The sequence below is a fragment of the Ollibium composti genome, from assembly GCF_004801285.1.
In the GTDB taxonomy this organism is placed as follows: domain Bacteria; phylum Pseudomonadota; class Alphaproteobacteria; order Rhizobiales; family Rhizobiaceae; genus Mesorhizobium; species Mesorhizobium composti.
This window is the reverse complement of sequence record NZ_SSNY01000010.1, coordinates 116,516-142,957: the sequence shown is the minus strand read 5'-3', so window position 1 is coordinate 142,957 and position 26,442 is coordinate 116,516. Positions and strand designations below refer to the sequence as shown.

General features: G+C 66.2%; 24 protein-coding genes. 20 read left to right on the top strand and 4 right to left on the bottom strand.

Translation table 11 applies throughout. The annotated features are described in order from the left end of the window. Positions 1 to 94 precede the first annotated feature (94 nt). From minE to minC, 3 genes are read right to left on the bottom strand one after another with little or no spacing between them, the layout of a single operon-like run. Positions 95 to 376, bottom strand: coding sequence for a cell division topological specificity factor MinE (gene minE, locus E6C48_RS17045; RefSeq protein WP_136359372.1), 282 nt, complete (start codon positions 374 to 376; stop codon positions 95 to 97). Continuing rightward, positions 373 to 1,188 (bottom strand): septum site-determining protein MinD, encoded by an 816-nt coding sequence (minD, locus tag E6C48_RS17040; protein WP_136359371.1) that lies wholly within the window; start codon positions 1,186 to 1,188, stop codon positions 373 to 375. Before minD ends, minE begins: the two co-directional genes overlap by 4 nt. A gap of 44 nt (positions 1,189 to 1,232) precedes the next feature. Beyond that, positions 1,233 to 1,976, bottom strand: a complete 744-nt coding sequence (minC, locus tag E6C48_RS17035) for a septum site-determining protein MinC (protein ID WP_136359370.1) — start codon at positions 1,974 to 1,976, stop codon at positions 1,233 to 1,235. Positions 1,977 to 2,536: 560 nt separating this feature from the next. Between minC and E6C48_RS17030 the strand changes: the two genes are divergently transcribed. The 18 genes from E6C48_RS17030 to E6C48_RS16945 all read left to right on the top strand — a co-directional run bounded on the left by E6C48_RS17030 (position 2,537) and on the right by E6C48_RS16945 (position 23,724). After that, positions 2,537 to 3,601 carry a Dyp-type peroxidase gene (locus E6C48_RS17030; protein ID WP_136359369.1) on the top strand — a complete coding sequence of 355 codons (1,065 nt, stop codon included), beginning with the start codon at positions 2,537 to 2,539 and terminating at the stop codon, positions 3,599 to 3,601. Next, complete coding sequence (locus tag E6C48_RS17025; protein WP_136359368.1) at positions 3,594 to 4,400, top strand: family 1 encapsulin nanocompartment shell protein; 807 nt, start codon at positions 3,594 to 3,596, stop codon at positions 4,398 to 4,400. Before E6C48_RS17030 ends, E6C48_RS17025 begins: the two co-directional genes overlap by 8 nt. 43 nt (positions 4,401 to 4,443) lie before the next feature. After that, a complete protein-coding gene (locus E6C48_RS17020; RefSeq protein ID WP_136359367.1) occupies positions 4,444 to 7,278 on the top strand; it encodes a molybdopterin oxidoreductase family protein in 2,835 nt (944 codons plus the stop codon). Positions 7,279 to 7,360: 82 nt separating this feature from the next. Further along, positions 7,361 to 7,570: a hypervirulence associated TUDOR domain-containing protein gene (locus E6C48_RS17015; RefSeq protein WP_136359366.1), complete on the top strand. Its 210-nt coding sequence runs from the start codon at positions 7,361 to 7,363 to the stop codon at positions 7,568 to 7,570. 130 nt (positions 7,571 to 7,700) lie between these two features. Continuing rightward, the gene (locus tag E6C48_RS17010; protein WP_136359365.1) at positions 7,701 to 9,749 is read left to right on the top strand and encodes a hydantoinase/oxoprolinase family protein; all 2,049 of its coding nucleotides are present in this window, start codon (positions 7,701 to 7,703) and stop codon (positions 9,747 to 9,749) included. A 107-nt stretch (positions 9,750 to 9,856) separates the two neighbouring features. Next, entirely contained in the window at positions 9,857 to 12,031 is a 2,175-nt protein-coding gene (locus E6C48_RS17005) for a malate synthase G (RefSeq protein ID WP_136359364.1), read from the top strand. Between the two features lie 77 nt (positions 12,032 to 12,108). Next, positions 12,109 to 12,783 carry a tRNA (adenosine(37)-N6)-threonylcarbamoyltransferase complex dimerization subunit type 1 TsaB gene (gene tsaB / locus E6C48_RS17000; protein ID WP_136359363.1) on the top strand — a complete coding sequence of 225 codons (675 nt, stop codon included), beginning with the start codon at positions 12,109 to 12,111 and terminating at the stop codon, positions 12,781 to 12,783. After that, on the top strand, positions 12,783 to 13,277 hold the full coding sequence (rimI, locus tag E6C48_RS16995; RefSeq protein WP_136359362.1) for a ribosomal protein S18-alanine N-acetyltransferase: 495 nt from the start codon (positions 12,783 to 12,785) through the stop codon (positions 13,275 to 13,277). The genes tsaB and rimI overlap by 1 nt, the downstream gene beginning before the upstream one ends. 42 nt (positions 13,278 to 13,319) lie before the next feature. Further along, positions 13,320 to 14,132 (top strand): lysophospholipid acyltransferase family protein, encoded by an 813-nt coding sequence (locus tag E6C48_RS16990; RefSeq protein ID WP_136359361.1) that lies wholly within the window; start codon positions 13,320 to 13,322, stop codon positions 14,130 to 14,132. Positions 14,133 to 14,182: 50 nt separating this feature from the next. After that, the gene (gene miaB, locus E6C48_RS16985) at positions 14,183 to 15,580 is read left to right on the top strand and encodes a tRNA (N6-isopentenyl adenosine(37)-C2)-methylthiotransferase MiaB (protein ID WP_136359360.1); all 1,398 of its coding nucleotides are present in this window, start codon (positions 14,183 to 14,185) and stop codon (positions 15,578 to 15,580) included. Between the two features lie 90 nt (positions 15,581 to 15,670). Continuing rightward, positions 15,671 to 16,663, top strand: coding sequence for a PhoH family protein (locus tag E6C48_RS16980; RefSeq protein WP_407941011.1), 993 nt, complete (start codon positions 15,671 to 15,673; stop codon positions 16,661 to 16,663). 63 nt (positions 16,664 to 16,726) lie between these two features. Further along, the gene (gene ybeY / locus E6C48_RS16975; RefSeq protein ID WP_136359358.1) at positions 16,727 to 17,218 is read left to right on the top strand and encodes an rRNA maturation RNase YbeY; all 492 of its coding nucleotides are present in this window, start codon (positions 16,727 to 16,729) and stop codon (positions 17,216 to 17,218) included. Positions 17,219 to 17,245: 27 nt separating this feature from the next. Beyond that, positions 17,246 to 18,316, top strand: coding sequence for a hemolysin family protein (locus E6C48_RS16970; protein ID WP_136359357.1), 1,071 nt, complete (start codon positions 17,246 to 17,248; stop codon positions 18,314 to 18,316). Between the two features lie 224 nt (positions 18,317 to 18,540). Next, the gene (gene lnt / locus E6C48_RS16965; protein WP_136359356.1) at positions 18,541 to 20,202 is read left to right on the top strand and encodes an apolipoprotein N-acyltransferase; all 1,662 of its coding nucleotides are present in this window, start codon (positions 18,541 to 18,543) and stop codon (positions 20,200 to 20,202) included. A gap of 126 nt (positions 20,203 to 20,328) precedes the next feature. After that, on the top strand, positions 20,329 to 20,745 hold the full coding sequence (locus E6C48_RS16960; RefSeq protein WP_136359437.1) for a helix-turn-helix domain-containing protein: 417 nt from the start codon (positions 20,329 to 20,331) through the stop codon (positions 20,743 to 20,745). A gap of 179 nt (positions 20,746 to 20,924) precedes the next feature. Continuing rightward, the gene (gene metK / locus E6C48_RS16955; RefSeq protein ID WP_136359355.1) at positions 20,925 to 22,244 is read left to right on the top strand and encodes a methionine adenosyltransferase; all 1,320 of its coding nucleotides are present in this window, start codon (positions 20,925 to 20,927) and stop codon (positions 22,242 to 22,244) included. 5 nt (positions 22,245 to 22,249) lie between these two features. Then, positions 22,250 to 22,969, top strand: a complete 720-nt coding sequence (gene trmB / locus E6C48_RS16950; protein ID WP_136359354.1) for a tRNA (guanine(46)-N(7))-methyltransferase TrmB — start codon at positions 22,250 to 22,252, stop codon at positions 22,967 to 22,969. A gap of 89 nt (positions 22,970 to 23,058) precedes the next feature. After that, entirely contained in the window at positions 23,059 to 23,724 is a 666-nt protein-coding gene (locus tag E6C48_RS16945; RefSeq protein ID WP_136359353.1) for an FAD-binding oxidoreductase, read from the top strand. Positions 23,725 to 23,727: 3 nt separating this feature from the next. Here the strand turns inward: E6C48_RS16945 and E6C48_RS22600 are convergent, their stop codons facing one another. Then, positions 23,728 to 23,895 carry a hypothetical protein gene (locus tag E6C48_RS22600; RefSeq protein WP_168734563.1) on the bottom strand — a complete coding sequence of 56 codons (168 nt, stop codon included), beginning with the start codon at positions 23,893 to 23,895 and terminating at the stop codon, positions 23,728 to 23,730. Between the two features lie 264 nt (positions 23,896 to 24,159). Here E6C48_RS22600 and rimP point away from each other — a divergent pair, with 264 nt between their 5' ends. Further along, positions 24,160 to 24,786: a ribosome maturation factor RimP gene (gene rimP, locus E6C48_RS16940; protein ID WP_136359352.1), complete on the top strand. Its 627-nt coding sequence runs from the start codon at positions 24,160 to 24,162 to the stop codon at positions 24,784 to 24,786. 44 nt (positions 24,787 to 24,830) lie between these two features. Further along, the gene (nusA, locus tag E6C48_RS16935; protein WP_136359351.1) at positions 24,831 to 26,432 is read left to right on the top strand and encodes a transcription termination factor NusA; all 1,602 of its coding nucleotides are present in this window, start codon (positions 24,831 to 24,833) and stop codon (positions 26,430 to 26,432) included. Positions 26,433 to 26,442: the final 10 nt, after the last annotated feature.

The following is a 26,442-nucleotide window of genomic DNA, read 5'->3' as shown; positions in this document are numbered from 1 at the left end:
ATCATCGCTCCGACGGTCGGCCGATGGCGCCGACGTGGTCTGTTCCCCCTTGTCCCCCCCCTTGCCCTCGAAAAGATGGGTCGGAAAGCGGCCGTCAGGCCGCCTTCTTCCGTGCCGCGGCGGCCTTGGCCGCGTTGAACGGGATCTCGACGTCGACGGCCAGCGTCGACATCTGCTCGCCGCGTTCCATCTTCACGCTCACCTTGTCCTGGTCGATGTGCATGTGCCTGGAGATGACGCGCAGGATTTCGTCCTTCAGCTTGGCGACGAGGTCCGAGCCGCCGGCGCTGGCGCGCTCGTGCGCCAGCAGCACCTGCAGGCGCTCGCGCGCCGCCGGGGCCGACTGGGGCTTGGAAAAGAGCTTAAACAGCTTCATGCCGCTTTCCTCCCGAAGAACTTGCCGAAGAAGCCCCGCTTCTCGCCCGGAACGGTGACTGGCAGGGCCTCGCCCTTGAGCCGGCGCACGGCGTCGAAATAGGCACGCGACGGCGCGCTGGCCTCGTCCGCCAGCGTGACCGGCGCACCGAGGTTGGAGGCGCGCAGCACGTCCATGCTCTCGGGAATGATGCCGAGCAGCGGGATCGACAGGATTTCCAGCACGTCGTCCACCTTCAGCATGTCGCCGCGTTCGGCCCGCGTCGGGTCGTAGCGGGTGAGCAGCAGGTGCTTTTCCATGCGCTCGCCGTTTTCGGCCTTCAGCGTCTTGGAATCGAGCAGGCCGATGATGCGGTCGGAATCGCGCACCGAGGAGACTTCCGGATTGGTCACCACGATCGCCACGTCGGCATGGCGCATGGCGAGCGTGGCGCCGCGCTCGATGCCGGCCGGGCTATCGCAGATCACCCAGTCGAAGGCTTTCTTCAGCGCCGCGATGACCTTCTCCACGCCTTCGGGCGTCAGGTTGTCCTTGTCGCGCGTCTGCGAGGCGGGCAGCAGGTAGAGCGTTTCGACCCGCTTGTCGCGGATCAGCGCCTGGGTGAGCTTCGCCTCGCCCTGGATGACGTTGACGAGGTCGTAGACGACGCGCCGCTCAGCGCCCATGACGAGATCGAGATTGCGCAGGCCGACGTCGAAATCGACCACGACGACCTTCTCGCCGTTCTGCGCCAGAGCGGCGCCCAGGGCGGCGGAGGACGTGGTCTTGCCCACGCCGCCCTTGCCGGATGTCACCACGATAACCTTGCCCATTGACCTCTCCTGTTATGGACCTCTCGTCCGGGTCCGCCCAAACCCTAGCCGAGTATTCCCGTCTTCAACCCGTTGCTTTCCAGCCAGACCTGCACCGCCTGGCCCCGCAGGTCCGGCTCCATGTCTTCCGCCGTCAGGTAGAAGCCGTCGATGGCGATCAGTTCGGCTTCCAGCTTGCGGCAGAAGATGCGGGCCGAGCCGTTGCCGGTGGTGCCGGCCAGCGCGCGTCCCCTCAGCGTGCCGTAGACATGGATCGATCCGCCGGCGACGACTTCCGCGCCCGAGGCGACCGAGCCGACGATGGTGACGTCGCCCTCGGGGAAGAACAGCGACTGGCCGGACCGGACCGGCTCGGTGACCACCAGCGAGGCCGTAGCCTGCGCCGGGGCAGGGCCCGCGGCCGCTATCGTTTCCACCGCCGGAGCGTCCTGCGCTTCGTCCGCTTCGCTTTCGGTTGGCGGCTCGAAGTCGGAAGCCGGGCGGCCGTCGCTCATGGCCGGCGGCATGTCCGCCCCGAGCAGCGAGGGCCGTGCGCCTTCGATGCCCATGACGCGGACGTTGCGCCGGCTGAGATCGTCGACGAGCTTGCGCAGCTCGGCCTTGTCGATATCGAGCCCGTCGACGTCGAGCACGACGGGCCGGCGCAGGAAGAAGCCGGCGGAGCGGGCGGCGAGGTCGTCGAGCCCGGCCAGCCAGTCCTCGAAGGGCAGCTCCGGGGCAAGCGACAAAGCGAGAAAGGACCGCCCCTTGAGGCGGATGGGCCGGGGTTTCGTTAACACGATGGTGATCTTGGTTAATTTTCGGTAGCCAAGATGTATCGGTGAAATGGTTAACGAAAAGTTAACGCGGGCATGTCCGGCTGCGGTTCGGCGCGCCTCTGTCGACGGGGCGGCGAGACCGGGATCGGCAGGCTGAAAGGCCGCGGTCGCGCCTTTTCGCGCCTCGGCAGCGGTTGCTGGACGTGTCGTTTCCGAACCGCCGGAGCGCCTGTGATCACATCAAATATTTTGTCGCTGCCTGCAAAAACGGCGTGAACGACCGGCCGGCTCGACACCGGGCCGGCGGTGATTCGGATTGGCGGCCCGAAATGCACCGGGCGCCAATCCTGAACGGGCAGGGCAACGGCTCGCTCACCGGCATGATCCTGCGAGAAATTCGGACGGACGCTGCCAGCCCAATGCCGGCTGAACTTGTCGGCCGCCGATGTCGGAAACTCCATCGCCGAAAAGGTGCCGGGCGAATGCCCGCAGAACCCCATTTTTGCGATATCGAAACTTGTAAACCTGCCCGTGCCGGATGCAACATAAGCGCTTGGCGCTGTCTGCCGGACCACCTGTGATGGATGAATATGGTTTCAAGCTTGCCCTCCCCAGTGTCCCAGTCGGTCGCCTCGAGGCTGACGGGCGCAGCGATTTTCCTGGTGGTTACGATCAACCCCGGAGCGGAAGCGGAGGAAACGGTGCGCGAACTGTGCGCCGATCTCTCCAGCCTGCTGCGCGGCGTCGGGTTCCGCAATCTTGAAGGGCAACTTTCCTGCGTCATGGGCTTCGGATCGGATGCCTGGGACAGGCTGTTCGGCGCGCCGAGGCCGAAGGACCTTCACCCCTTTCGCGAGATTCGCGGCGTGCACACGGCGGTTTCGACGCCTGGCGACATGCTTTTTCATCTGCGCGCGGCTTCGATGGACCTGTGCTTCGAACTGGCCACGCACGTCATGGCGCGGCTCGCCGGCGCGGTGACCACGGTGGATGAGGTGCATGGCTTCAAGTTCTTCGACGACCGTGACCTGATCGGCTTCGTCGACGGCACCGAGAATCCGGTCGACCAGGGGGCCATCGACGCGACAATCATCGGCGAGGAAGATGCGGCCTTCGCGGGCGGCAGCTACGTCATCGTGCAGAAATATCTCCACGACATCGAACGCTGGAACAAGGTGCCGATCGAGGAGCAGGAGAACATCATCGGCCGCCACAAGCTCTCCGACATCGAGCAGCGCGACGCGGACAAGAAGCCCTACGCCCACAACGTGCTGACCAACATCGAGGAGAACGGCGAGCAGTTGCAGATCGTGCGCGACAACATGCCGTTCGGCGAAGTCGGCAAGGGCGAGTTCGGCACCTATTTCATCGGCTATGCCCGCTCGCCGCACCGCATCGAGAAAATGCTGGAGAACATGTTCGTCGGCAATCCACCGGGAACCTACGACCATCTGCTCGATTTCAGCCGGGCGGTGACGGGCTGCCTGTTCTTCGTGCCGACGGCGGACTTTCTCGACAACGTCACACCCGAAGCGCCGCAGCCGGCGGCGACACCGGGCGATCCCCCACCGGCGGACGACAACCCGGCGCAGCCGTCACCCGGCGACGGTTCGCTCGGCATCGGATCCCTGAGAAGAGAGGCTGGCCATGAATAACCTCCATCGCGAACTCGCACCCATTTCCGATGCGGCCTGGGCCGAAATAGAGGAGGAGGCGACGCGCACGCTCAAGCGTCATCTCGGCGCGCGCCGTGTCGTCGACGTCGTCGGGCCGAAAGGGCTCGACTTCTCGGCGGTCGGCACAGGTCATGTCCGGCAGATCGCGGCACCCGGCGACGGCATCCAGTCCGTGCAGCGCGAGGTCAAGGCGCTGGTCGAACTGCGGGTCCCGTTCCAGCTTTCGCGCCAGCAGATCGATGACGTCGAGCGCGGGGCGACCGACTCCGACTGGTCGCCGGTCAAGGAAGCGGCGAAGACGATCGCCTTCGCCGAGGACCGCGCCGTCTTCGACGGCTATGCCGTCGCCGGCATCCAGGGCATCCGCGAAGGCACGAGCAATGCCGGTGTCGCGCTGCCGGCCAAGGCCGACGACTATCCCGCCGCGGTGGCGCAGGCGGTCAGCCAGTTGCGGCTCGCCGGCTGCAACGGGCCTTACGCGCTGGTGCTCGGCGCAGACGCCTACACCGCCGCCAGCGGCGGCAGCGACGACGGCTATCCGATCCTGCACCACATCGAGCGGCTGGTCGACGGCGGCATCGTCTGGGCGTCAGCCATTCAGGGCGCATTCGTGCTGACCACCCGTGGCGGCGATTTCGAGCTGGATATCGGTCAGGACATCTCCATCGGGTATGCGAGCCATTCCGGCACCGCCGTCGATCTCTATTTCCAGGAAAGCTTCACCTTCCGCCTGCTGACGACGGAAGCGGTGGTGGTTCTGGAACCGCAGGAGGCATAAGGCGCCACGGCAGGCGCGATCGGAACCGCAACGGGAGGATCGAATGGCCAGCACCCGCGACAGCATCGCCGACATCTGGGGACCGCGAACGCCGATCCTCGGATCGCAATGGCCGGTCCGGGTTGACCAGAACGTCGAGGAGGAACCGGATCGCTGGGTGCAGGCCTGCTGCTTCCTCTGTTCCAACGGCTGCGGCATCGACATCGCCGTCAAGGATGACAGGCCGGGCGGCCGCATCGTCGGCGTGCGCGGGCGCGAGGCCGATGTCGTCAACCGCGGTCGGCTCGGCCCCAAGGGGCTCCATAGCTGGGTCGCCAATGGCAGCCCCGACCGGCTGACCCGTCCACTCGTCCGTCACGGCGACAGGCTCGAACCTGCAAGCTGGGACGAGGCGATGGACCTGATCGTCCAGCGCATGAAGGCGGCCAAGGCAAAATACACTGCCGGCTCGATCGGTTTCTATACCTCGGGCCAGCTTTTCGCCGAGGAAAACTACACGCTGAGCGTCATCCGCACCGCCGGCATAGGCACGCTGCACATCGACGGCAACACGCGGCTGTGCACCGCGACCGCCGGTGCCGCACTGAAGGAAACCTTCGGCTCAGACGGCCAGCCGGGCAACTATGGAGACGTCGACGTCACCGACTGCTTCCTCTTCGTCGGCCACGACATGGCCGCGACCGCCACGGTGCTGTGGGCGCGCGTGCTCGACCGCCGGCGCGGCGACGCGCCGTCGAAGATGATCGTCATCGATCCGCGCCGCACGGCGACGGCTGCGGAGGCCGACCTGCACATCAAGCCGCGCCTCGGCACCAATGTCGCGGTGATGAACAGCCTGATCCGGGAACTGATCGCGCAGAGCCACGTCGACCGCGCCTTCATCGAGGCGCACACGCTGGGCTATGACGAGCTTGCCAACACGGTCGAGGCTTATACGCCCGAGCGGATCGCGGAGATCGCGCATATTCCGGCGGATCAAATCCGGCAAGCCGCCGCCATGATCGGTGGTTCCAAAATGCTGCTGTCGACCTGCCTGCAGGGCGTCTACCAGTCCAACCAGGGCACTGCGGCGGCCGTACAGGTCAACAACGTCAACCTGGTGCTCGGCCGCATCGGCCGGCCGGGCTGCGGCATCTTGCAGATGAACGGCCAGCCGACCGCCGAGAACAGCCGTGAGACCGGCTCGGGCGGCGATCTCTCCGGCTTCCGCAATTTCGACAATCCGCGCCATGTCGAGGAGATGGCGAAGCTCTGGAACGTCGATCCCGCGACGCTGCCGAACTGGGGGCCGCCGACGCACGCGATGCAGATCTTCGACTATGTCGGCGACGGCTCGATCAAGGTGCTGTGGATCATCGGCACCAATCCGGCGGTGTCCTTTCCCGATCTCGGCCGGCTGCGCGAGGACCTGCGCAAACAGGGCGTGTTCGTCATCGTGCAGGATGCCTTCATGACCGAGACGGCGGAGTTTGCCGACGTGGTGCTGCCGGCGGCGATCTGGGGCGAGAAGACCGGCTGCTCGACCAATGTCGATCGCGTCGTCCACTTGAACCACAAGGCGATCGAGCCGCCGGGGGAGGCGCGCTCCGATCTCGACATCTTCCTCGATTTCGCCCGGCGCATGGATTTCCGCGACAAGGACGGCGCGCCGCTGATCAAGTGGAGCGATGCCGAAGGCGCCTTCGACGCCTGGCGCGAATGCTCGCGCGGCCGACCTTGTGACTATTCGGGCCTGAGCTATGAAAAACTCACCGGCGGTTCCGGCATTCCGTGGCCCTGCAACGAAAAGCATCCGGACGGCTCGGATCGCTATTACGCAGACCTCAATTTCGCGACCGACCCCGACTATTGCGAAAGCTACGGCCACGACCTTCTGACTGGCGCTGCGATCACCGAGGAAGATTATCACGCGAAGAAGCCGAACGGCCGCGCCTTCCTGCGCGCCGCCGAATACGTGCCGCCGGCCGAGGAGCCGGACGCAGCCTATCCTTTCTTCCTCTCGACCGGCCGTGTCGTCTACCATTTCCACACCCGCACCAAGACCGGGCGTTCGAAGGAACTCAGGGATGCGGCGCCTGATGCCTTCATCCAGGTGAGCGAGGCGGACGCTAGCCGCCTCGGTATCAAGGAAGGCGAGATGCTGCGCGTCACCTCGCGGCGCGGAGCGGCGGAAGCGCCGGCCCGCATCGGCGACATCGAGCCCGGCACGCTGTTCATGCCGTTCCACTACGGCTACTGGGACGATCCGGAGCGGGCGCGCGCCGCCAACGAACTGACGCTCTACGAATGGGACCCGGTCAGCAAGCAGCCGCACTTCAAATATGCCGCCGTCAGGCTGGAGAAGGTGACGGGAGCGCTGCTGCCGCAGCCGGAGGAAACCAAGCGGGAGGCGGCAGCGGAAACCGTGCCTGCGGGCAGGCCCTGTCTCGCCGACTATATCGGCCTGCTTCTGGCGAACGAGGCATGTCTGGTTCGCGGCTGGGAAAAGCTCCACAAGGCGCATCCGAAGACACCGGATATTCGCCAGCAGGGCGGGCTGTTCAGGACATGGACGAGCGAGAACGTCGCCGCGCTCCAGCCTTTCGTGCAGACATACGGGGAGTGGCGCGAGGGCGAGCCGGAGGCGCTGGACAAGGCGCTCAGGATCGGCCGGCCGGCGACCGGCTTCGGCCTGATGCGCGACCTGCAGGACCCGTGGCTGATGGTGAACGAGAGCATGGTCTCGATCGCCGTGCTGGTCCAGGCCGCCCGCGCGCTCGGCGATGGCGAGCTTGAAAATGCCCTGCGCGGCATCGAGAGCCGGAACGAACGGCAGCGCAACTGGTTGTTCTCGCGCATCCGGCAGGCCGCGCCGCAAGCGCTGACGGTCCTGTCCTGATGCGCGCGGCTGGCGAGTGCGGCATTCGCAATATGCTCGCGGCATCGTCGTCGCCCGATGCCAGCTGACGGGAGAGCGAACGATGGCGAAGCGGTTCAAGGTCGGCGACCATGTAAGGTGGAATTCCGAGGCGGGACACGTTTCGGGAACCATCATTGCGATCCATACGCGCGATTTCGACTACAAGGGCCACATGCACCGCGCTTCGGAAGACGAGCCGCAATACGAGATCAAGAGCGACAAGACCGACCATATTGCCGCCCACAAGGGCAGCGTGCTGCATCTCGCCTGACGGGACCGGTCCTGGATTCGCTCCAAGTGCGCAAAATCGCCACTGTCATGGACATTTGCGGCTACTGGCTTGTTCCCTTTGCGGGCGGGTATCGGCTAAAGGCAGGTAACGTCCAAGGAATGCCTGCCCCATGAACTCCTCCGCATCCGCTCCTGAGCGCTCTTCTGCCTCAGGCCCCCTCTTCTTAGGCATCGATACCGGAGGCACCTATACCGACGCCGTGCTGTGGACCGAGGGGGGCGGTGAAAAGGGCACGGTGCTGGCCAAGGCCAAGGCGCTGACCACCCGCCACGACCTGGCGGTCGGCATTTCCGGCGCGGTCGATGCGGTTCTGGCCAAGGCGGCCTGCGACCCGGCGACGATCAAGCTCGTCTCCATGTCCACCACCCTCGCCACCAACGCGCTGGTCGAAGGGCAGGGCGGGCGTGTCGCGCTGGTCATGATCGGCTTCGGTGAGGACGATCTTGCCCGCGACGGCCTGAAGGGTGCGCTGGGCGCCGATCCGGTGGTGTTCTGCCCAGGCGGCCACGATGTACATGGCAACGCCGCTGATCTCGACCTTGCCGCGCTGGAGGCTGCGCTGCCGGAACTGGCGGAAACGGTTTCGGGCTTCGCCGTCTGCGCCTATTTCGCCACCCGCAATCCCGAGCACGAGCTGGCCGCGCGCGACCTGATCCGCGAACGCAGCGGCCTGCCGGTCACCGCCAGCCACGAACTGTCGGCCAAGCTCGGCGGCCCGCGCCGGGCGCTGACGACGCTGCTCAACGCGCGGCTGATCTCGATGATCGACCGGCTGGTCGCGGCGACGGAAGGCTTTCTCGAAAAACGCGGCATCGCAGCACCCTTGATGGTGGTGCGCGGCGATGGCGCGCTGGTCTCGGCCGCCTTCGCCCGCCAACGGCCGATCGAGACGATCCTGTCGGGACCGGCGGCCTCGCTGGTCGGCGCCCGCCACATGACCGGGCTGGACAACGCCATGGTGTCGGATATCGGCGGCACCACCACCGACGTCGCCGTGTTGGACAAGGGGCGCCCGCGTCTCGATCCCGAAGGCGCTACCGTCGGCGGCTTCCGCACCATGGTGGAGGCGGTCGCCATGCGCACTTTCGGTCTCGGCGGCGATTCCGAGGTGGCGTTCCAGGAAGGCGTGCTCGACCCGCGTCTGGTGCTCGGCCCGCGCCGGCTGGTGCCGCTGTCGCTGGCAGCCGTCACGCATGGCGCGACCGTCATCCGGGAGCTGGAGCGGCAGTTGCGCGCGCCCAACGCCGGCCGCATGGACGCCCGCTTCGCCTTCCGCACCGGCATCCCGGACCGTTTCGCCGCCGGGCTCGGCCGTTCCGAGGCCAAGCTCTACGAGGCGATTACCGCCATCCCGCAGCCGCTTGACCTGCTGCTGTCCTCCAACGCCCAGAACGCGACGCTGAAAAGGCTGGTGGCGCGCGGCCTCGTGCACATATCGGGCTTCACGCCTTCGGACGCCGCGCACGTGCTCGGCCGCCAGGCAAACTGGAACGGCGAGGCCGCCCGCCTCGGTGCCGAACTGTTCGCCCGCAAGCGCGACGGCCGCGGCCAGGCCGTCGCGGATTCGCCGGAAGCCTTCTGCGCGCGCGTTTTGCGGGCCGTCACCCGCTGGTCCGCCGAATACATACTGGAAACCGCCTTCGCCGAGGACGGGCTGGACGGCGCCGGCACCGTCGCGCATGCGCTGGTGCAGCGCGCCGTGGACGCCTATCCCGGCATCGCCCGCCTCGCTGTTTCGCTTGACCGCCCGGTGATCGGCCTCGGCGCCTCGGCGCCGCTGCACTATGCCGGCCTTGCCGCGCTGCTCGGCAACGCCTGCATCGTGCCGGAAGACACCGACGTCGCCAATGCGCTGGGTGCCGTCGTCGGTCAGGTGCGCGTCACCGTCGAGGCGCGCGTGAGCCAGCCCAAGGAAGGGTTGTTCCGTCTGTCCAGCGACAGCGGCATCGTCGATTTCGAGGAGGAGGACTCGGCCGTCGCCGCCGCCGAGGCCGAGGTGCGGTCGCTGGCCGAAAGCCGCGCCACCGAGGCCGGCGCCGACGAGGTCGAGATATCGGTGTCGAAGGAGTTCCGCGTCTCGATCGTCGAGGGGCAGCGCATGTTCGTCGAGGCCGAGATCGTCGCCGTCGCGTCAGGCCGGCCGCGCATCGCGGCGTAAGCGCGGGCATCGGAACGATAGGATAATTGACCCCGGACCGTGAGCGTGCCAAAGGCCCGGCACGACTTGCCGCTTTTCTCCGGCTGCCTTTTTGGAGACTTTTTGAAATGACCGACCGCATCGAGATCGCAGGCCTGCGCATCGCCCCGGAACTGCACGACTTCGTCGTGAACGAGGCGGCGCCCGGCACCGGCATCGATGCCGCCGCCTTCTGGAACGGCTTTGCCGCCATCGCGCACGATCTGGCGCCGAAGAACCGGGCGCTGTTGAAGACGCGCGACGATATCCAGGAAAAGATCGACGCCTGGTACAAGCAGAACGGCGCCCCCGTCGACATGGCCGCATACAAGAGCTTCCTGAAGGAGATCGGCTATCTGGTGCCGGAAGGCCCGGCCTTTGCGGTGAAGACCGAAAATGTCGATCCCGAGATCGCCACCATCGCCGGCCCGCAGCTCGTCGTGCCGGTGATGAACGCGCGCTATGCGCTCAACGCCGCCAACGCCCGCTGGGGCTCGCTCTACGATGCGCTCTACGGCACCGACGCCGTCCCCGAGACGGACGGTGCGGAAAAGGGCAAGGGCTACAATCCCAAGCGCGGCGAGAAGGTCGTCGCCTGGGCCAAGGCCTTTCTCGACCAGTCGGCGCCGCTGGCGTCCGGCTCGTGGAAGGATGTGACCGGCATGTCGGTGTCGGGCGGCGCGCTTTCCCTCCGGACGGCGGCGGGCATGGTCGCGCTGAAGGACCCGGCGCAGTTCGTTGGCTATCGCGGCGACGCGGCCGCCCCGGAAGCGGTCCTGCTGGAGCGCCATGGCCTGCATGTCGAGGTCGTCGTCAACCGGGAAAGCCCCATCGGTAAGGCAGACCCGGCCGGCATTTCAGACATGATCCTCGAGGCCGCCATCACCACCATCCAGGACTGCGAGGATTCCATCGCGGCCGTCGATGCCGAGGACAAGGTCGTCGCCTATCGCAATTGGCTGGGTCTGATGAAGGGCGATCTCTCGGAAACCTTCGAGAAGGGCGGCAGGACGATGACCCGCCGCCTGAATGGCGACCGCAGCTACACCGCGCCGGACGGCTCGACGCTGACACTGTCCGGCCGCTCGCTGATGCTGGTGCGCAATGTCGGCCACCTGATGACCAATCCGGCCGTGCTGCTGGCCGACGGTTCGGAAGTGCCGGAAGGCATTCTGGACGCCGCCGTTACCGCGCTGATCGCCCTTCACGACGTCGGTCCCAACGGCGCGCGCAAAAATTCCCGCGCTGGCTCGATGTACGTCGTCAAGCCGAAGATGCACGGGCCGGAAGAAGTCGCCTTCGCCGCCGAGATCTTCGCCCGTGTCGAAAAGCTGCTCGGCATGAAGCCCAACACCATCAAGATGGGCATCATGGACGAGGAGCGGCGCACCACCGTCAACCTCAAGGAAGCCATCCGCGCGGCGAAGGATCGCGTGGTGTTCATCAACACCGGCTTCCTCGACCGTACCGGCGACGAGATCCACACCTCGATGGAAGCCGGCCCGATGATCCGCAAGGGCGACATGAAGCAGGCCGCCTGGATCGCGGCTTACGAGAACTGGAACGTCGACACCGGGCTGGAATGCGGGCTCGAAGGCCGCGCCCAGATCGGCAAGGGCATGTGGGCGATGCCCGATCTAATGGCGGCGATGCTGGCTGAGAAGATCGCCCATCCCGAGGCCGGCGCCAACACTGCCTGGGTGCCGTCGCCGACGGCCGCCACGCTTCACGCAACGCACTACCACAAGGTCGATGTGCATGCGGTGCAGGAAAAGCTGAAGGGGCGCGCCAAGGCGAAGCTGGACGATATTCTCTCCGTGCCGGTCGCGGTGCGGCCGAATTGGTCGGCCGAAGACATCCAGAAGGAACTGGACAACAACGCGCAGGGCATCCTCGGCTATGTCGTGCGCTGGATCGACCAGGGCGTCGGCTGCTCCAAGGTGCCGGACATCAACGATGTCGGCCTGATGGAAGACCGCGCGACGCTGCGCATCTCCTCCCAGCACATCGCCAACTGGCTGCATCACGGCGTCTGCAAGGAAGCGCAGGTGATGGAGACGATGAAGCGCATGGCCGCCGTGGTGGATCGCCAGAATGCCGGCGACCCGCTCTACCGCCCGATGGCGCCGGATTTCGACAAGTCCATCGCCTTCCAGGCCGCCTGTGACCTCGTCTTCAAGGGCCGCGTCCAGCCCAACGGCTACACCGAGCCGGTGCTGCATGCACGGCGGCTGGAGCTGAAGGGTGAGAAGCGGTCCGCATAGCGGACGAAAAGCCCCCAAATGGGCTTTTCGAGCGACGAACGCCCGGAGCCGTAGCGGAGGGCGGGGACAATGACTAGATGAGAGTTCTCCTCGCCATCGACTGTTCCGCCAATCTGTGCGCGGCCTGCGTCTATGACGCTGGGGCCGGCAAGGAACTGGGCAGAACAGTGCTCGATCTCGGCAAGGGCCATGCCGAGCACCTGATGGGGGTAATCGAGGGTGCGCTGGGTCAGGCCGGCAAGTCCTATGCCGATCTCGGCGGCATTGCCGTCTCCGTCGGTCCCGGGTCCTTCACCGGCCTGCGCGTCGGCGTTGCTACCGCGCGCGGGCTGGCGCTGGCGCTGAAAATCCCGGCCATCGGCGTCACCACGCTGGAAGCGCTGGCTGCCGAGGCGCGGCAGTCCTTTCCGAGCCGGCCGATCTTCGCCGCCCTCGACGGCGGGCGTGGCGAAATCCACGCCGCCCTTTACGATGAATTGGCTGTTCTGCGCTACGGTCCGGCCGTGACCACGCTGGAGGAGGCCGTTGCGATGGTGACTGAGGGGACGGTGCTTGCCGGCAACGCGGGGGAGCGGATCGCGGAAGCGGCCGGCGGGTCTTTCGACTTCGGGCCGCTCGGCGCCACCGCGGATATCGCCGTCTACGCCAGCCTCGCCGCCGAAAAAAAGCCGGGCGAGAAGCCGAAGCCGCTTTACCTGCGCGACGCCGACGCCAAGCCGCAGGCCGGGTTCGTGCTGCCGAGGGCGCGCTGATGCGCATTCCCTTCCTGCCGCAGCGCCCGAAGGATTATGTGCTGGAGCCGCTGACCCCTGAAGATAGCGATGCCGTGTCGATCCTCCACCGCGAGGATTTCGTCCGTCCGTGGACGGGCGGCGAGTTCGCCGCGCTGCTGGAACAGGACACCGTATTTGGCTTCGCGGCGAAAGAGGTGGGAAATCCCCGCGCCGGCATCGTCGGTTTCGTGCTGGCGCGACTGGCGGCCGGCGAGGGCGAAATCCTCACCGTGGCGGTCGCCCGCAGCCATCGCCGGCACGGCATCGGCTGGCAGTTGATGGACGCGGTGCTGCGGCAACTGCACGGCGACCGTGCCGAAGCCTTGTTTCTCGAAGTGGACGAGACGAACGCACCGGCCATCGCGCTCTATCGCCGGCTCGGCTTCCGCGAGGTCGGCAAGCGGCCCGATTACTATCGCTCGCCCGAACGCGGTCCGACCGGGGCGCTTGTCATGCGCCGCGATCTCCGCTAGCCGGCAAATCCGGCACATGCGCCGGCAGAGCGCAAGGGGACGATGATCGCGAAAATCCGAAACGGCCTGATCCTGCTTTTCGTCGCGGCTGTCACGACAGCGGTGGCGGTTTCGCAGCTCACGGTGCTGAAAACCGGATGGGGCAATCCCTCATTCGTGCCGCGCCTGTGGCACAAGGCGATCCTGTGGGCGCTGGGGTTTCGCGTGCATGTCGAGGGCAGCCTATCGCGGAAGCGCCCGCTGCTGATCGTCGCCAACCACGTCTCGTGGACGGACATCGGCGTCCTCGGCTCCATTGCCGACGTGTCCTTCATCGCCAAGGCGCAGATGCAGGGCTGGCCGCTGATGGGCTGGCTGTCGACGCTGCAACGCACCGTTTTCGTCGACCGCGAGCGGCGTCACAGCTCCGTCGACCAGGCGAGCGAGATCGGCGAGCGGCTGAAGGCGGGCGATGCAATGGTGCTATTCGCCGAAGGCACGACCGGCGACGGCAACAGGATGCTGCCGTTCAAGAGCACGCTGTTCGGCGCCGCCACGCTGGCAATCGGCAAGGGGGCGACGGCGCACGAAGGGGTGCAGGAAGTTGCCATCCAGCCGGTGGCGATCGCCTATGTACGCCGCCATGGCATCCCGCTCGGCCGCGCCGGGCGCATGACGCTGTCCTGGATCGGCGACCAGGACCTCGTGCCGCATGTCGCCGGCCTGTTGAAACTGGGCGCCGTCGACGTCGAGGTCCGCTTCGGCGAACCGGTGATGTTTTCGGCCGGATCGAACCGCAAGGAAGCGACGCGGCTGGTCGAGGCCCGTGTGAAGGCGATGATGCAGGCGGCGCTGCATGGGACCGAGGCGGGCTGACTGCTGGAATCGGTTGTTCTTGACCGCCAAAACGCGATAGAAGCCCGCCCATGGATGCATTGACCACGGAACAGGCTTCGGATTGCGCCGCGACGGATGGCGGACAGCGGGCCAAAAAGGTCTTCGTCAAGACCTATGGCTGCCAGATGAACGTCTACGATTCCCAGCGCATGACCGATGCGCTGGCGGCGGACGGCTATGCCGAGACGCAGAGCATGGAGGACGCCGACCTCGTCCTGCTCAACACCTGCCATATCCGCGAGAAGGCGGCCGAGAAGATCTATTCCGAACTCGGCCGCATCCGCGACCTCAAGGCCGAACGCGCAGCCGCCGGCAGCGAATTGCTGATCGGCGTCGCCGGCTGCGTGGCGCAGGCCGAAGGCGGCGAGATCATCCGCCGCGCGCCGGCCGTCGATCTGGTCATCGGTCCGCAGACCTATCACCGCCTGCCGGACGTGCTGGCGCGCGTGCGCGGCGGTAACCGCGTGGTCGAGACGGACTATGCGGTGGAGGACAAGTTCGAGCACCTGCCGGCGCCGAAGAAGGCCGAGGTCATCAAGCGCGGCGTTACCGCGTTTCTGACCGTGCAGGAGGGGTGCGACAAGTTCTGCACCTTCTGCGTGGTGCCCTATACGCGCGGCTCGGAAGTGTCGCGGCCGGTGGCGCAGATCGTCGCCGAGGCCGAGCGGCTGGCCGAAGCCGGCGTGCGCGAGATCACCCTGCTCGGCCAGAACGTCAATGCCTGGCATGGCGAAGGGCCGGACGGCAATGACTGGGGCTTGGGCCGGCTTCTGTTCCGGCTGGCCGAAATCCCCGGCATCGCCCGGCTGCGCTACACCACCAGCCATCCGCGCGACATGGACGACGAACTGATCGCCGCCCATCGCGACCTTGAAACGCTGATGCCCTATCTCCATCTGCCGGTGCAGGCGGGCTCGGACCGCATCCTGAAGGCGATGAACCGCAGGCACAAGGCCGGCGAATATCTGAAGCTGATCGAGCGCATCCGCGCGGCAAGGCCGGATATTGCCTTGTCGGGCGATTTCATTGTCGGCTTTCCGGGCGAAACCGATGCCGATTTCGAGGACACGATGAAGATCGTGCGCGAAGTGGGCTACGCCTCAGCCTTCTCGTTCAAATATTCGCCCCGCCCCGGCACGCCCGGCGCCGAGATGGACGGCCATGTGGCGGAGCAGGTGAAGGACGAACGCCTTCAGCGCCTTCAAACGCTGCTGGTGGAACAGCAGCAGGCTTTCACCGTTTCCATGGTCGGCAGGACGATGCCGACCCTGATCGAAAAGCCCGGCCGTCAGGCGGGCCAGCGGGTCGGCCGCTCGCCCTGGCTGCAGCCGGTGATTGTTGATGAAAAGGCCGGTGGAATCGGCGACATTATCGAGGTGCGAATCACGGAAGCGGGCTACAATAGCCTGCATGCCGTGCCGGCCTGAGCGCCGGCGGACAAGGAGAGACGGTTGACCGCAGCCGACCTGAAGGCAGTTCCCCCACTCGCACCCTTGACGCCTTCCGGGGCGTCCGACATGGCGCACATCGTCCTTACCTTCGACAACAACAAGCTCGCCAGCGCGCTCTACGGCCAGTTCGACGAGAACTTGGCCCGGCTCGAGCAGAAGCTCGGCGTCGACATCCGTTCACGCGGCAACCAGCTCACCATCAAGGGCTCGCCCACGGCGGCCGAGCAGGCGCGGCAGGCCCTCGACAGTCTCTATGCCATTCTCCAGAAGGGCGCCGACATCAGCCAGTCGGACGTCGACGGCGCTATCCGCATGGCGGTGGCCGCCGACGACCAGCTCACGCTGCCGACGCTGGAGCGCAAGGGCAAGGTCTCTGCGGCGCAGATTTCCACCCGCAAGAAGACCATCTACGCCCGCTCGCTCAACCAGGACGCCTATATGCGCGCGCTGGAGCGGTCGGAGCTGGTTTTCGGCATCGGCCCGGCCGGCACCGGCAAGACCTATCTGGCCGTGGCGCACGCGGCCATGATGCTGGAGCGCGGCATGGTCGAGCGCATCATCCTGTCGCGCCCGGCCGTCGAGGCCGGCGAGCGGCTGGGCTTCCTGCCCGGCGACATGAAGGAAAAGGTCGATCCCTACCTTCGCCCGCTTTACGACGCGCTTTATGACATGATGCCGGGCGACAAGGTGGAGCGGGCGATTACCGCCGGCGTCATCGAGATCGCGCCGCTCGCCTTCATGCGCGGCCGCACGCTGGCGCACGCCGCCGTTATCCTCGACGAGGCGCAGAACACCACGCCAATGCAGATGAAGATGTTCCTGACGCGGCTCGGCGAAGGATCGCGCATGATCGTCACCGGCGATCCGACCCAGATCGACCTGCCGCCGAACACCCGCTCCGGCCTTGTCGAGGCGCTGCGCGTGCTGGACGGCGTGCCGGGCGTCGTTACCGTGCGTTTCACCGACACCGACGTGGTGCGCCATCCGCTGGTGGCCGAGATCGTCAAGGCCTACGATCGCGACGGCAAGGTCGCGCGCGGGCTGGGCGCGGAAGGGTGAGGATAGGCGTTTTCCCGGTGCCTTCAGGACACTTTGCACAGGCCTCGTGCATCGCAGGCCGCCATGCCCGCTGATCCCGCGCCTCCGATAGATATCGACCTCACCGTCGAGGCCGGCGACTGGCCGGACGAAGCCACTCTCACCATACTGGTCGAGCGTGCTGTGGCCGGTGCCTTCGCGGCGCTTGGTGCATCCCGTACAGGCGAATCCGAACTCGGCGTGATCTTCACCGACGATGCCCGCATCCGCGAACTCAACGCCGGCTGGCGTGGTAAGGACAAGGCGACCAACGTGCTTTCCTTTCCCGCCTTCCCGGAGACGAAGACGGGCCCGCTGCCGCCGCTGCTGGGCGATATCGTGTTGGCGGCCGAGACGGTGGCGAGCGAGGCTGCACTGGAAGGCAAGCCGCTGGACAACCATATTACCCATCTGGTGATCCACGGCCTGCTGCATCTTCTGGGCCATCACCATGAGACGGACGCCGAGGCCGAGGAGATGGAGGCGATCGAGCGCAGGGCGCTCGCAAGGCTTGCCATTCCCGATCCCTATGCGTAACTAGATCGAGAAACCGACCGGACGACGATGAACGACAAGCAAGAAGCCGCCCACGCCGAGGCTGGTGGCGCGGCAAAGCCTTCCGAGAAGCAGGAAGACCCCTCCAGTCCCAGTACCGCGACCGGCACCGCGGCCATTGAGCAGGCGCCCGCCGGACCGTCGCTTTTCGACCGGATGCTGGGCCTGTTCCGCCATCGCAACGGCACGTCGCTGCGCGAAGAGATCGCCGATGCGCTGGCCGAGACGACCAGCGAGCCGGGCGCCTTCTCGCCCGGCGAACGCGCCATGCTCAACAACATCCTCAGGTTGCGCGAGGTGCGCGTCGAGGACGTCATGGTGCCGCGCGCCGATATCGAGGGCGTCGAGATCGGCACCACGCTGGGCGAACTGCTCGGCCTGTTCGAACAGTCCGGCCATTCGCGCATGCCCGTCTATGTCGAGACGCTGGACGACCCGCGCGGCATGATCCACATCCGCGACGTGCTCGGCCACATCACCCGCGCCGCCCGCCCGAAGAACGGTCGAGGCCGTAAGAAGGCGCAGCCGGCGGCAGCCCTTGCCCTGTCGGAAGTCGACCTGACGCGCCCCATCGGCGATCTCGACCTGATCCGCCCGGTGCTGTTCGTGCCGCCCTCGATGCTGGCGTCGGACCTGATGGCGCGCATGCAGGCCGGCCGCACCCAGATGGCCCTGGTCATCGACGAATACGGCGGTACCGACGGGCTGGCCTCGCTGGAGGACATCGTTGAGATGGTCGTCGGCGACATCGAGGACGAGCACGACGAGGACGAGCCGCTGGTGACCAAGACCGGTGACGGCGTCTTCCTGGTCGACGGCAAGGCCGAGATCGACGACGTCGCCACCATGATCGGCGACGGCTTCGCCGCCGGCGAGCACGGCGAGTCGGTCGACACCATCGGCGGCATGATCTTCAACACGCTGGGCCGCGTGCCGGCGCGCGGCGAAGTGGTGCAGGCCATTCCCGGTTTCGAATTCCATGTGCTGGACGCTGACCCGCGCCGCGTCAAGCGCGTGCGCATCGTGGAAACCGCCAAGGGCGACCGCCGCCGCCGCGTCGCCCGTGCCGAGCAGGCGTGATAGCCGGGCCGGCTTGAGGGCTGTTGGTCAGCGTGTGCTGACGCAACGCCGGTCTGCGGGAAACGTCAAGGCCGGCCGACATTCGGGTTCGGTCCCGCCGGGGCGAAAACATCGGCAGGGACGTGCCGCGTTCGTTTGGAGCCGTCCTTCCGGCCTGCTAGAACTTCACCGCATGATTCGGCGGGCTGGGCCATGATCGCACCTGTTTGCATCGGTTTCCTCTCATGAGCGCCGGCCAATCCGGGTTGCGCGCCGGTCCCTCGGATGGCGCCGCCGCATCGGACCGCCGGTTTTTCGAGCGCGTGGCCGGCCGCGTCATCCTCCTGTGGGGGTGGCGGCGGGCGCTCGTCGCCTTCCTCGCCGGCGCGCTGGCCGTGCTGACGCAGGCGCCGTACGATTTCTTCGCCGCCGGCTTCATCGCCTTTCCCGTCCTCGTCTGGCTGCTCGACGGAACCACGCTTGAAAGCTCGGGCGGCGTGCTGAGACGGTTGAGGCCAGCCTTCGCCGTTGGTTGGTGGTTCGGCTTCGGTTACTTCCTCGCCGGCCTGTGGTGGATTGGCGGCGCGCTTCTGGTCGAGGCCGACGAATTTGCCTGGGCGCTGCCGCTCGCCGTGGTCGGCATTCCCCTGATTCTCGCCTTCTTCTACGGCTTGGCGACGGCCGTGGCGCGGTCGATCTGGAGCAGCAACATCGGCCGTATCGCAGCCTTTGCCTTCGGCTTCGCGCTCGCCGAGTGGCTGCGCGGCTTCCTGTTCACCGGCTTCCCATGGAACGCCATCGGCTATGCGGCGATGCCGGTGCCGCTGCTCATGCAGAGCGACGCCGTCGTCGGCATGAACGGCATGAATGCGCTTGCCGTCTTCGTTTTCGCCGTCCCGGCGCTGCTGGCCGGACGCCGTCATCTGCGTTTCGGTTTCGCTGTGGCTGTGCTGCTCGTGGCGGCCCATGTCGGCTTTGGTTACGTGCGGCTTACCGCTCCGCAGCCTGCCAACGTCAAGACGCTGGACGTCCGCATCGTCCAGCCCTCCGTCGATCTCGCCGAAAAATGGGACGCCTCGGTCCGCGACCGCATCTTTGCGACCATGCTCGCCCTGTCGTCGAAAGAGCCGGAGGCCGGCCATCAAAAGCCGCAGCTTATCCTGTGGCCGGAAACCTCGGTGCCGTTCCTGTTCACCGAGCGTCCTGACGCGCTGACGGCGATCGGCGACATGCTGGCCGAGGGCCAGATGCTGATCGCTGGCGCCGTGCGCGAGGAAGAAGCCGCCGGGCAGGGCGCCGACAGCCGCTACTACAACTCAGTGGTGGCCATCGACGATCGCGGCGAGATCGCCGATGCCGTCGACAAGGTCCATCTGGTGCCCTTCGGTGAATACTTACCTTTCGACGGCCTGCTGAAACGCCTGGGCGTCGAGCAGATGGTGGCCGGGCCGATGAATTTCTCGGCCGGCAACGAGCGCCATGCCATCGCCGTGCCCGGCGGCGCCCGCGCGCTGCCCTTCATTTGCTACGAAGTGATCTTTCCCGATCTCGTTTCGGTTGACGCAGCGTCAAGTGAGCTTATTGTAAACGTTACGAACGATGCGTGGTTTGGGGACACGCCCGGTCCGTACCAGCATTTTCGGCAGGCGCAGCTTCGCGCCGTCGAAAATGGTTTGCCGCTGCTCAGGGCGGCCAACAACGGTATCTCGGCTGTCGTCGATCCACGCGGCAGGACGATCGATGCGCTGGCCATCAATGCGCGGGGGGCGATGGATGTGCGGGTGCCAATTTACCGACAGGAGACGCTTTCGGCTGCGCAACGCCGCGTTAACGGGTTCGTCGTCATGATTCTGTTCGCCCTGGCCGCAGGCCTTCTCAGCGTAAGGCGAAGGCTACCGGCGAATTGACATGTGATATATTAGAACTTCATAGTGGAACGCCTGATTTCACGGAGGGCCGGTCGCGCTGGTTGGAGTGACGGCCGGTTCCGCTCGGGCATGCAAGAACAAGGAGCCGGACAACGGCGAGGAAAAATGGTAGAAGAAAATAAGAAGAAGCCGAATCCGGTCGATACTCATGTCGGCAGCCGCATCAGGCTTCGCCGCAATATGCTGGGGATGAGCCAGGAGAAGCTGGGCGAAAGCCTCGGCATCACCTTCCAGCAGATCCAGAAATACGAGAAGGGCACCAACAGGGTCGGCGCCAGCCGGTTGCAGGCGATCGCCTCCATCCTGGGCGTACCCGTTTCCTTCTTCTTCGAGGATGCGCCGGGGCAGGAAGCGGCCGGCGCCGGCTTTGCCGAGGACACGCCCACTTCCTTTGCCGTGGAGTTCTGTTCGACGCCGGAAGGGCTGCAACTCAACCGCGCGTTCTTTCGCATCACCGATGCGAAAGTGCGCCGGCGTATCGTCGATCTGGTGAAGTCTCTTTCCGACGACGAAACCGACTGACGTTTGCCTGTTGCCTGCAATGCGCCGGGGCACGTCGCTGCTCCGGATTTTTGTTCTCCTGGCGGCCTCTGGATTGGCAGACTGATCCCCGTGGCTGTCTTGACGGACGGTCGGGCGGCCCGCTAACAGGATCGGCGCCAGGCTGGCGGTGTGCCGGCCATTTTCCAGTGGGGACACCCGTGACGCGGCAGAATTATCTCTTCACCTCGGAATCGGTTTCCGAGGGTCATCCCGACAAGGTCTGCGACCGCATTTCCGACGAGATCGTCGATCTGGTCTATCGCGAGACGCGTAAAGTAAAGCCCGAGGACGCCAAACGCTATGCCGACGTCGCGGTTTCCGATCCTTGGAAGGTGCGCGTCGCCTGCGAGACGCTGGCGACGACCAATCGCGTTGTGATCGCCGGCGAGGTGCGCGTGCCGCACAGCCTGCTCAAGAAGGACAAGGCCGGCAACGTGATGATGGACGCGGCCGGACACCCCGCCGTCAACCCGGCGAAGTTCAAGTCGGCGGCGCGCAAGGCGATCCGCGACATCGGCTACGAGCAGGGCGGCTTCCACTGGAAGAAGGCCCGGATCGACGTTCTGCTGCACGGCCAGTCGCCTGACATCGGCCAGGGCGTCGACAACGCCGCCGACCGCCAGGGCGAGGAAGGCGCGGGCGACCAGGGCATCATGTTCGGCTATGCCTGCCGCGAGACGCCGGACCTGATGCCGGCGCCGATCTACTACAGCCACAAGATCCTCGAACTCCTGGCCGCCGCCCGCCACGAAGGGCAAGGGGACGCCGGCAGGCTCGGCCCCGACGCCAAGAGCCAGGTGACGGTGCGCTACGAGAACGGCGAGGCCGCCGAGGTCACGCAGATCGTGCTGTCGACCCAGCATCTCGATGCGAGCTGGGATTCGAAGAAGGTGCGCAAGGTCGTCGAGCCCTATATCCGCGAGGCGCTGGGCGATCTGAAGATCGCCGCCGACTGCAACTGGTACATCAACCCGACCGGCAAGTTCGTCATCGGCGGTCCCGACGGCGACGCCGGCCTGACCGGCCGCAAGATCATCGTCGACACCTATGGCGGGGCGGCCCCGCATGGCGGCGGCGCCTTCTCCGGCAAGGACACCACCAAGGTGGACCGCTCGGCGGCTTACGCGGCGCGCTATCTGGCCAAGAACGTGGTGGCGGCCAAGCTTGCCGAGCGCTGCACCATCCAGCTCTCCTACGCCATCGGCGTTGCCCAGCCGCTGTCGGTCTATGTCGACCTGCATGGCACCGGCGCCGTGGACGAAGCCGTGCTGGAGAAGGCGCTGCGCGCGGTGATGGACCTGTCGCCGTCGGGCATCCGCCGGCATCTGGACCTGAACAAGCCGATCTACGCCAAGACCACGGCCTACGGCCATTTCGGCCGCAAGCCGGGCCGCGACGGCTCCTTCTCGTGGGAGAAGACCGACCTCGTCAAGGCGCTCAAGGACGCCGTCTCGAAGGAACGGGCGCTGGCCGCCTGACCGCCATGACGGCTCCGGAACTCCCGGCCGAGGAACGGCGGCCGAGCCGCTCCAGCGAGGCCTTTTTCGGACGGCGCCATGGCAAGGCGATCCGCCCGCATCAGGCGGCGGCCCTTGCCGCCGGCCTGTCCCGCTACGGCATAGACCTTGCGAAGGCGGCACCTGCCGCACTCGCGGCCTTGTTTGCGGCTCCGGTTTCGTCTGTGCGTCTGGAAATCGGCTTCGGCGGCGGCGAGCATCTGCTGCATGAGGCGAAGGCGGCGCCTTCCACCGGCTTCATCGGCGTCGAGCCCTTCGTCAACGGCATGGCCAAGCTGATGACGGCGGTGGAGCGGGAGCCGCTGGCGAACCTGCGCGTCTATGACGACGACGCCACCCGCCTGCTCGACTGGCTGCCGCCGGCCTCGCTCGACGGCATCGACCTGCTCTATCCCGACCCCTGGCCGAAGAAGCGGCACTGGAAACGGCGTTTCGTCGGCAAGGCCAATCTCGACCGCTTCGCCCGCGTGCTGAAGCCGGGCGGCCGCTTCTGCTTCGCCTCCGATATCGGCAGTTACGTCAACTGGACCCTGCTTGCCTGCCGCGCCCACGGCGCCTTCGACTGGCAGGCGGTCTCTTCGCGCGACTGGCACGAGCCCTATCCCGGCTGGCCGGGCACGCGCTACGAGGCCAAGGCCGTCCGCGAAGGCCGCAAGCCCGCCTATCTGACCTTTCTGCGCCGTTGAACCGATAGCGCAACCGCGCGGGAACCTGATAGGCTTGCCGGCATCCAAGACGATGCAGGCTCAAGACGATACGGGCAGGGAGAAGTGTTATGGCGCACCGGGTCAAAATCCTCGAAGCCGAGAATGTCACGCACAATGTGCGCCGGTTCCGGTTCGAACGACCGGACGGCTACGCCTTCGTTCCCGGACAGGCGACCGAGGTCTCGATCGACCAGGACGGCTGGCGCGAGGAAAAGCGGCCCTTCACCTTCACCGGCCTCAGCCAGTGGCCGGACCTGGAATTCACCATCAAGACCTATACGGACCACGACGGTGTCACCAATCGGCTGGCAACGCTCGGGCCGGGCGATGCGCTGCTGATCGACGATCCGTGGGGCACGATCGAATACAAGGGCAAGGGCACCTTCATTGCCGGCGGCGCCGGTATCACGCCCTTCATCGCCATCCTGCGCGACCTTGCCGACAGGAAGGCGGTCGCAGGCCATCGGCTGATCTTCACCAACCGCACGGAAGACGACATCATCCTGCGCGATCTATGGGAGAAAATGCCCGGCCTCGAGCATCTGTTCGTGGTGACGCGCGGCGACGGCAAGACGTTTCCCGCCGGCCCGGTCGACAAGGCCTTCCTGCGAGACCATGCCGGCGACTTCGGTCAGCATTTCTATGTCTGCGGACCGGACAAGATGGTCGCCGACATCAACGCCGCGCTGACCGAGCTCGGCGCCGCCGCCACCAATCTGGTGTTCGAGCGGTAAGGCTCAATAGTAGCGGCGGATATCCCTGAACGCCTTCGGCTCGATGCCGAGATTGGTCAGGTCGCGCGCCTTCGGACGATGGCCGGCTTCGGCCGCATAGGCGGCTGCCACGGCGCTGCCGAGGACGTTGATCGCGTCCGCAATCGTTGCAAAAGTGCTGCGCTTGCTCATGACAATTCCTTTCGTACGCAGTGCTGCACCATCTGTGCTGCATTGCACCATAGATAGGAGTTGCCCCGCCGTGCGGGTAGGGCGCCTGGCGCATGGCCGTCTTGCGCCCGGCGCGTGGCTTGCCCGCCGGCCTTTCGGACTTGAAACGCCGGCATGGATCGTCTATATCGGCATCAAATTCTTGGTCGGTATGACGAAGAGTGGGTCCACCCGGTCCCGCTCTTTTTTGTTACCGGCCGCCCGAAAGGCGACCGACTGGAACCGATGGCAGAGAGCGTGACCGACGGCGACGACCGCATCATCCGCGAGAGCGGCATCGATGCGCGCATCGCCATGATCGTCGAGCCGGTGCTGCGCGGCATGGGCTTCCGCCTCGTGCGCGTGCGCCTGTCCGGCCAGAACGGCCTGACCCTCCAGATCATGGCCGAGCGCAACGACGGCACCATGACCGTCGAGGATTGCGAAGAGGTCAGCCGCGCCGTGTCCCCGGCGCTCGATGTCGACGATCCCATCGAGAAGGCTTATCACCTCGAAGTGTCGTCGCCGGGCATCGACCGTCCGTTGGTGCGCAAGTCGGATTTCTCGACCTGGGCCGGTCATCTGGTGAAGATGGAAACCGCGACGCTGGTTGCCGAGCGCAAGCGCTTCAAGGGGCGCATCGCCGAGGCCGGCGAGGATGCGGTGGTGATCGAACGCGAAGCCGCTTACGGCGAGGAACCGCGCGTCAGCGTTCCTTACGACGCCATAGCCGAGGCGAGGCTGATCCTCACCGACGACCTGATCCGCGACGCGCTGTCGAAGGACAACCGCGCCCGCAAGGAAGCGAAGAAGCATCGCGGCGAGATGGTCGAAAGCGCCGAAGCGGCCGACGAAACCGAAATTGAAAGCTGATTGAGCGGCCGCCCGCGAAAGGCGGCCTTGTCAGGGAGAAAGAAATGGCTGTCAGTGCCAACAGGCTCGAACTTTTGCAGATCGCCGACGCCGTCGCGCGGGAAAAGTCGATCGACAAGGGAATCGTCATTGCCGCCATGGCCGACGCGATCCAGAAGGCGGCGCGCTCGCGCTATGGCCAGGAAACCAACATCCGCGCCGACATCAACCCCAACACGGGCGAGATGAAGCTGCAGCGGCTGATGGAAGTGGTCGAGACGGTCGAGGACTACGCCACCCAGATCGCGCTGTCGTCGGCGCGCGAGCGCAATCCCGACGCCCAGATCGGCGACTTCATCGCCGAGCAGCTGCCGCCGATGGATTTCGGCCGCATCGCCGCCCAGTCGGCCAAGCAGGTCATCGTCCAGAAGGTGCGCGAGGCCGAGCGCGACCGCCAGTATGACGAATACAAGGACCGCATCGGCGAGATCGTCAACGGCACGGTCAAGCGCGTCGAATACGGCAACGTCATCGTCGATCTCGGCCGCGGCGAGGCGATCATCCGCCGCGACGAGCTGATCCCGCGCGAGAACTACAAGTATGGCGACCGCGTGCGCGCCTATGTCTACGACGTGCGCCGCGAGCAGCGCGGCCCGCAGATTTTCCTGTCGCGCACCCATCCGCAGTTCATGGCCAAGCTCTTCACCATGGAAGTGCCGGAAATCTACGACGGCATCATCGAGATCAAGTCGGTGGCCCGCGATCCGGGCTCGCGCGCCAAGATCGCCGTCATCTCCCGCGATTCGTCGATCGATCCGGTCGGCGCCTGCGTCGGCATGCGCGGTTCGCGCGTGCAGGCCGTGGTCGGCGAGTTGCAGGGCGAGAAGATCGACATCATTCCGTGGTCGCCGAACGCCGCCTCCTTCATCGTCAACGCGCTGCAGCCGGCCGAGGTCGCCAAGGTGGTGCTCGACGAGGATGCCGAGCGCATCGAGGTCGTCGTGCCTGACGACCAGCTGTCGCTCGCCATCGGCCGTCGCGGCCAGAACGTGCGTCTGGCGTCCCAGCTCACCGGCTGGGACATCGACATCCTGACCGAGCAGGAAGAAAGCGAGCGCCGCCAGAAGGAGTTCACCGAGCGTTCGAACCTGTTCATGGAAGCGCTCGACGTCGACGAGATGGTCGGCCAGGTGCTGGCTTCCGAGGGCTTCACCTCGGTCGAGGAAGTTGCCTATGTCGAGCCGGATGAAATCTCTTCCATCGACGGCTTCGACGAGGACACCGCGACCGAGATCCAGACGCGCGCCCGCGAATATCTGGAGAAGATCGAGGCCGAGCAGGATGCCGCCCGCAAGAAGCTCGGCGTCAAGGACGAGCTGCGCGAGATTCCCGGCGTCACCACCGCCATGATGGTGGCGCTCGGCGAGGACGGCGTGAAGACCATCGAGGACTTCGCCGGCTACGCCGCCGACGACCTCGTCGGCTGGAAGGAACGCAAGGACGGCGAGACCAAGGTTTATCCGGGTGTGCTCGCCGACCATGGCGTCTCCAGGGCCGAGGCCGAGCAGATGGTGTTGGCGGCTCGCCTCAAGGCCGGCTGGATTTCCGAGGAGGAAGCCCAGGCCGAGGCCGCCGACGCTGAAGCCGCCGAAGCGGCCGAAGCGTGAGATGAGACGC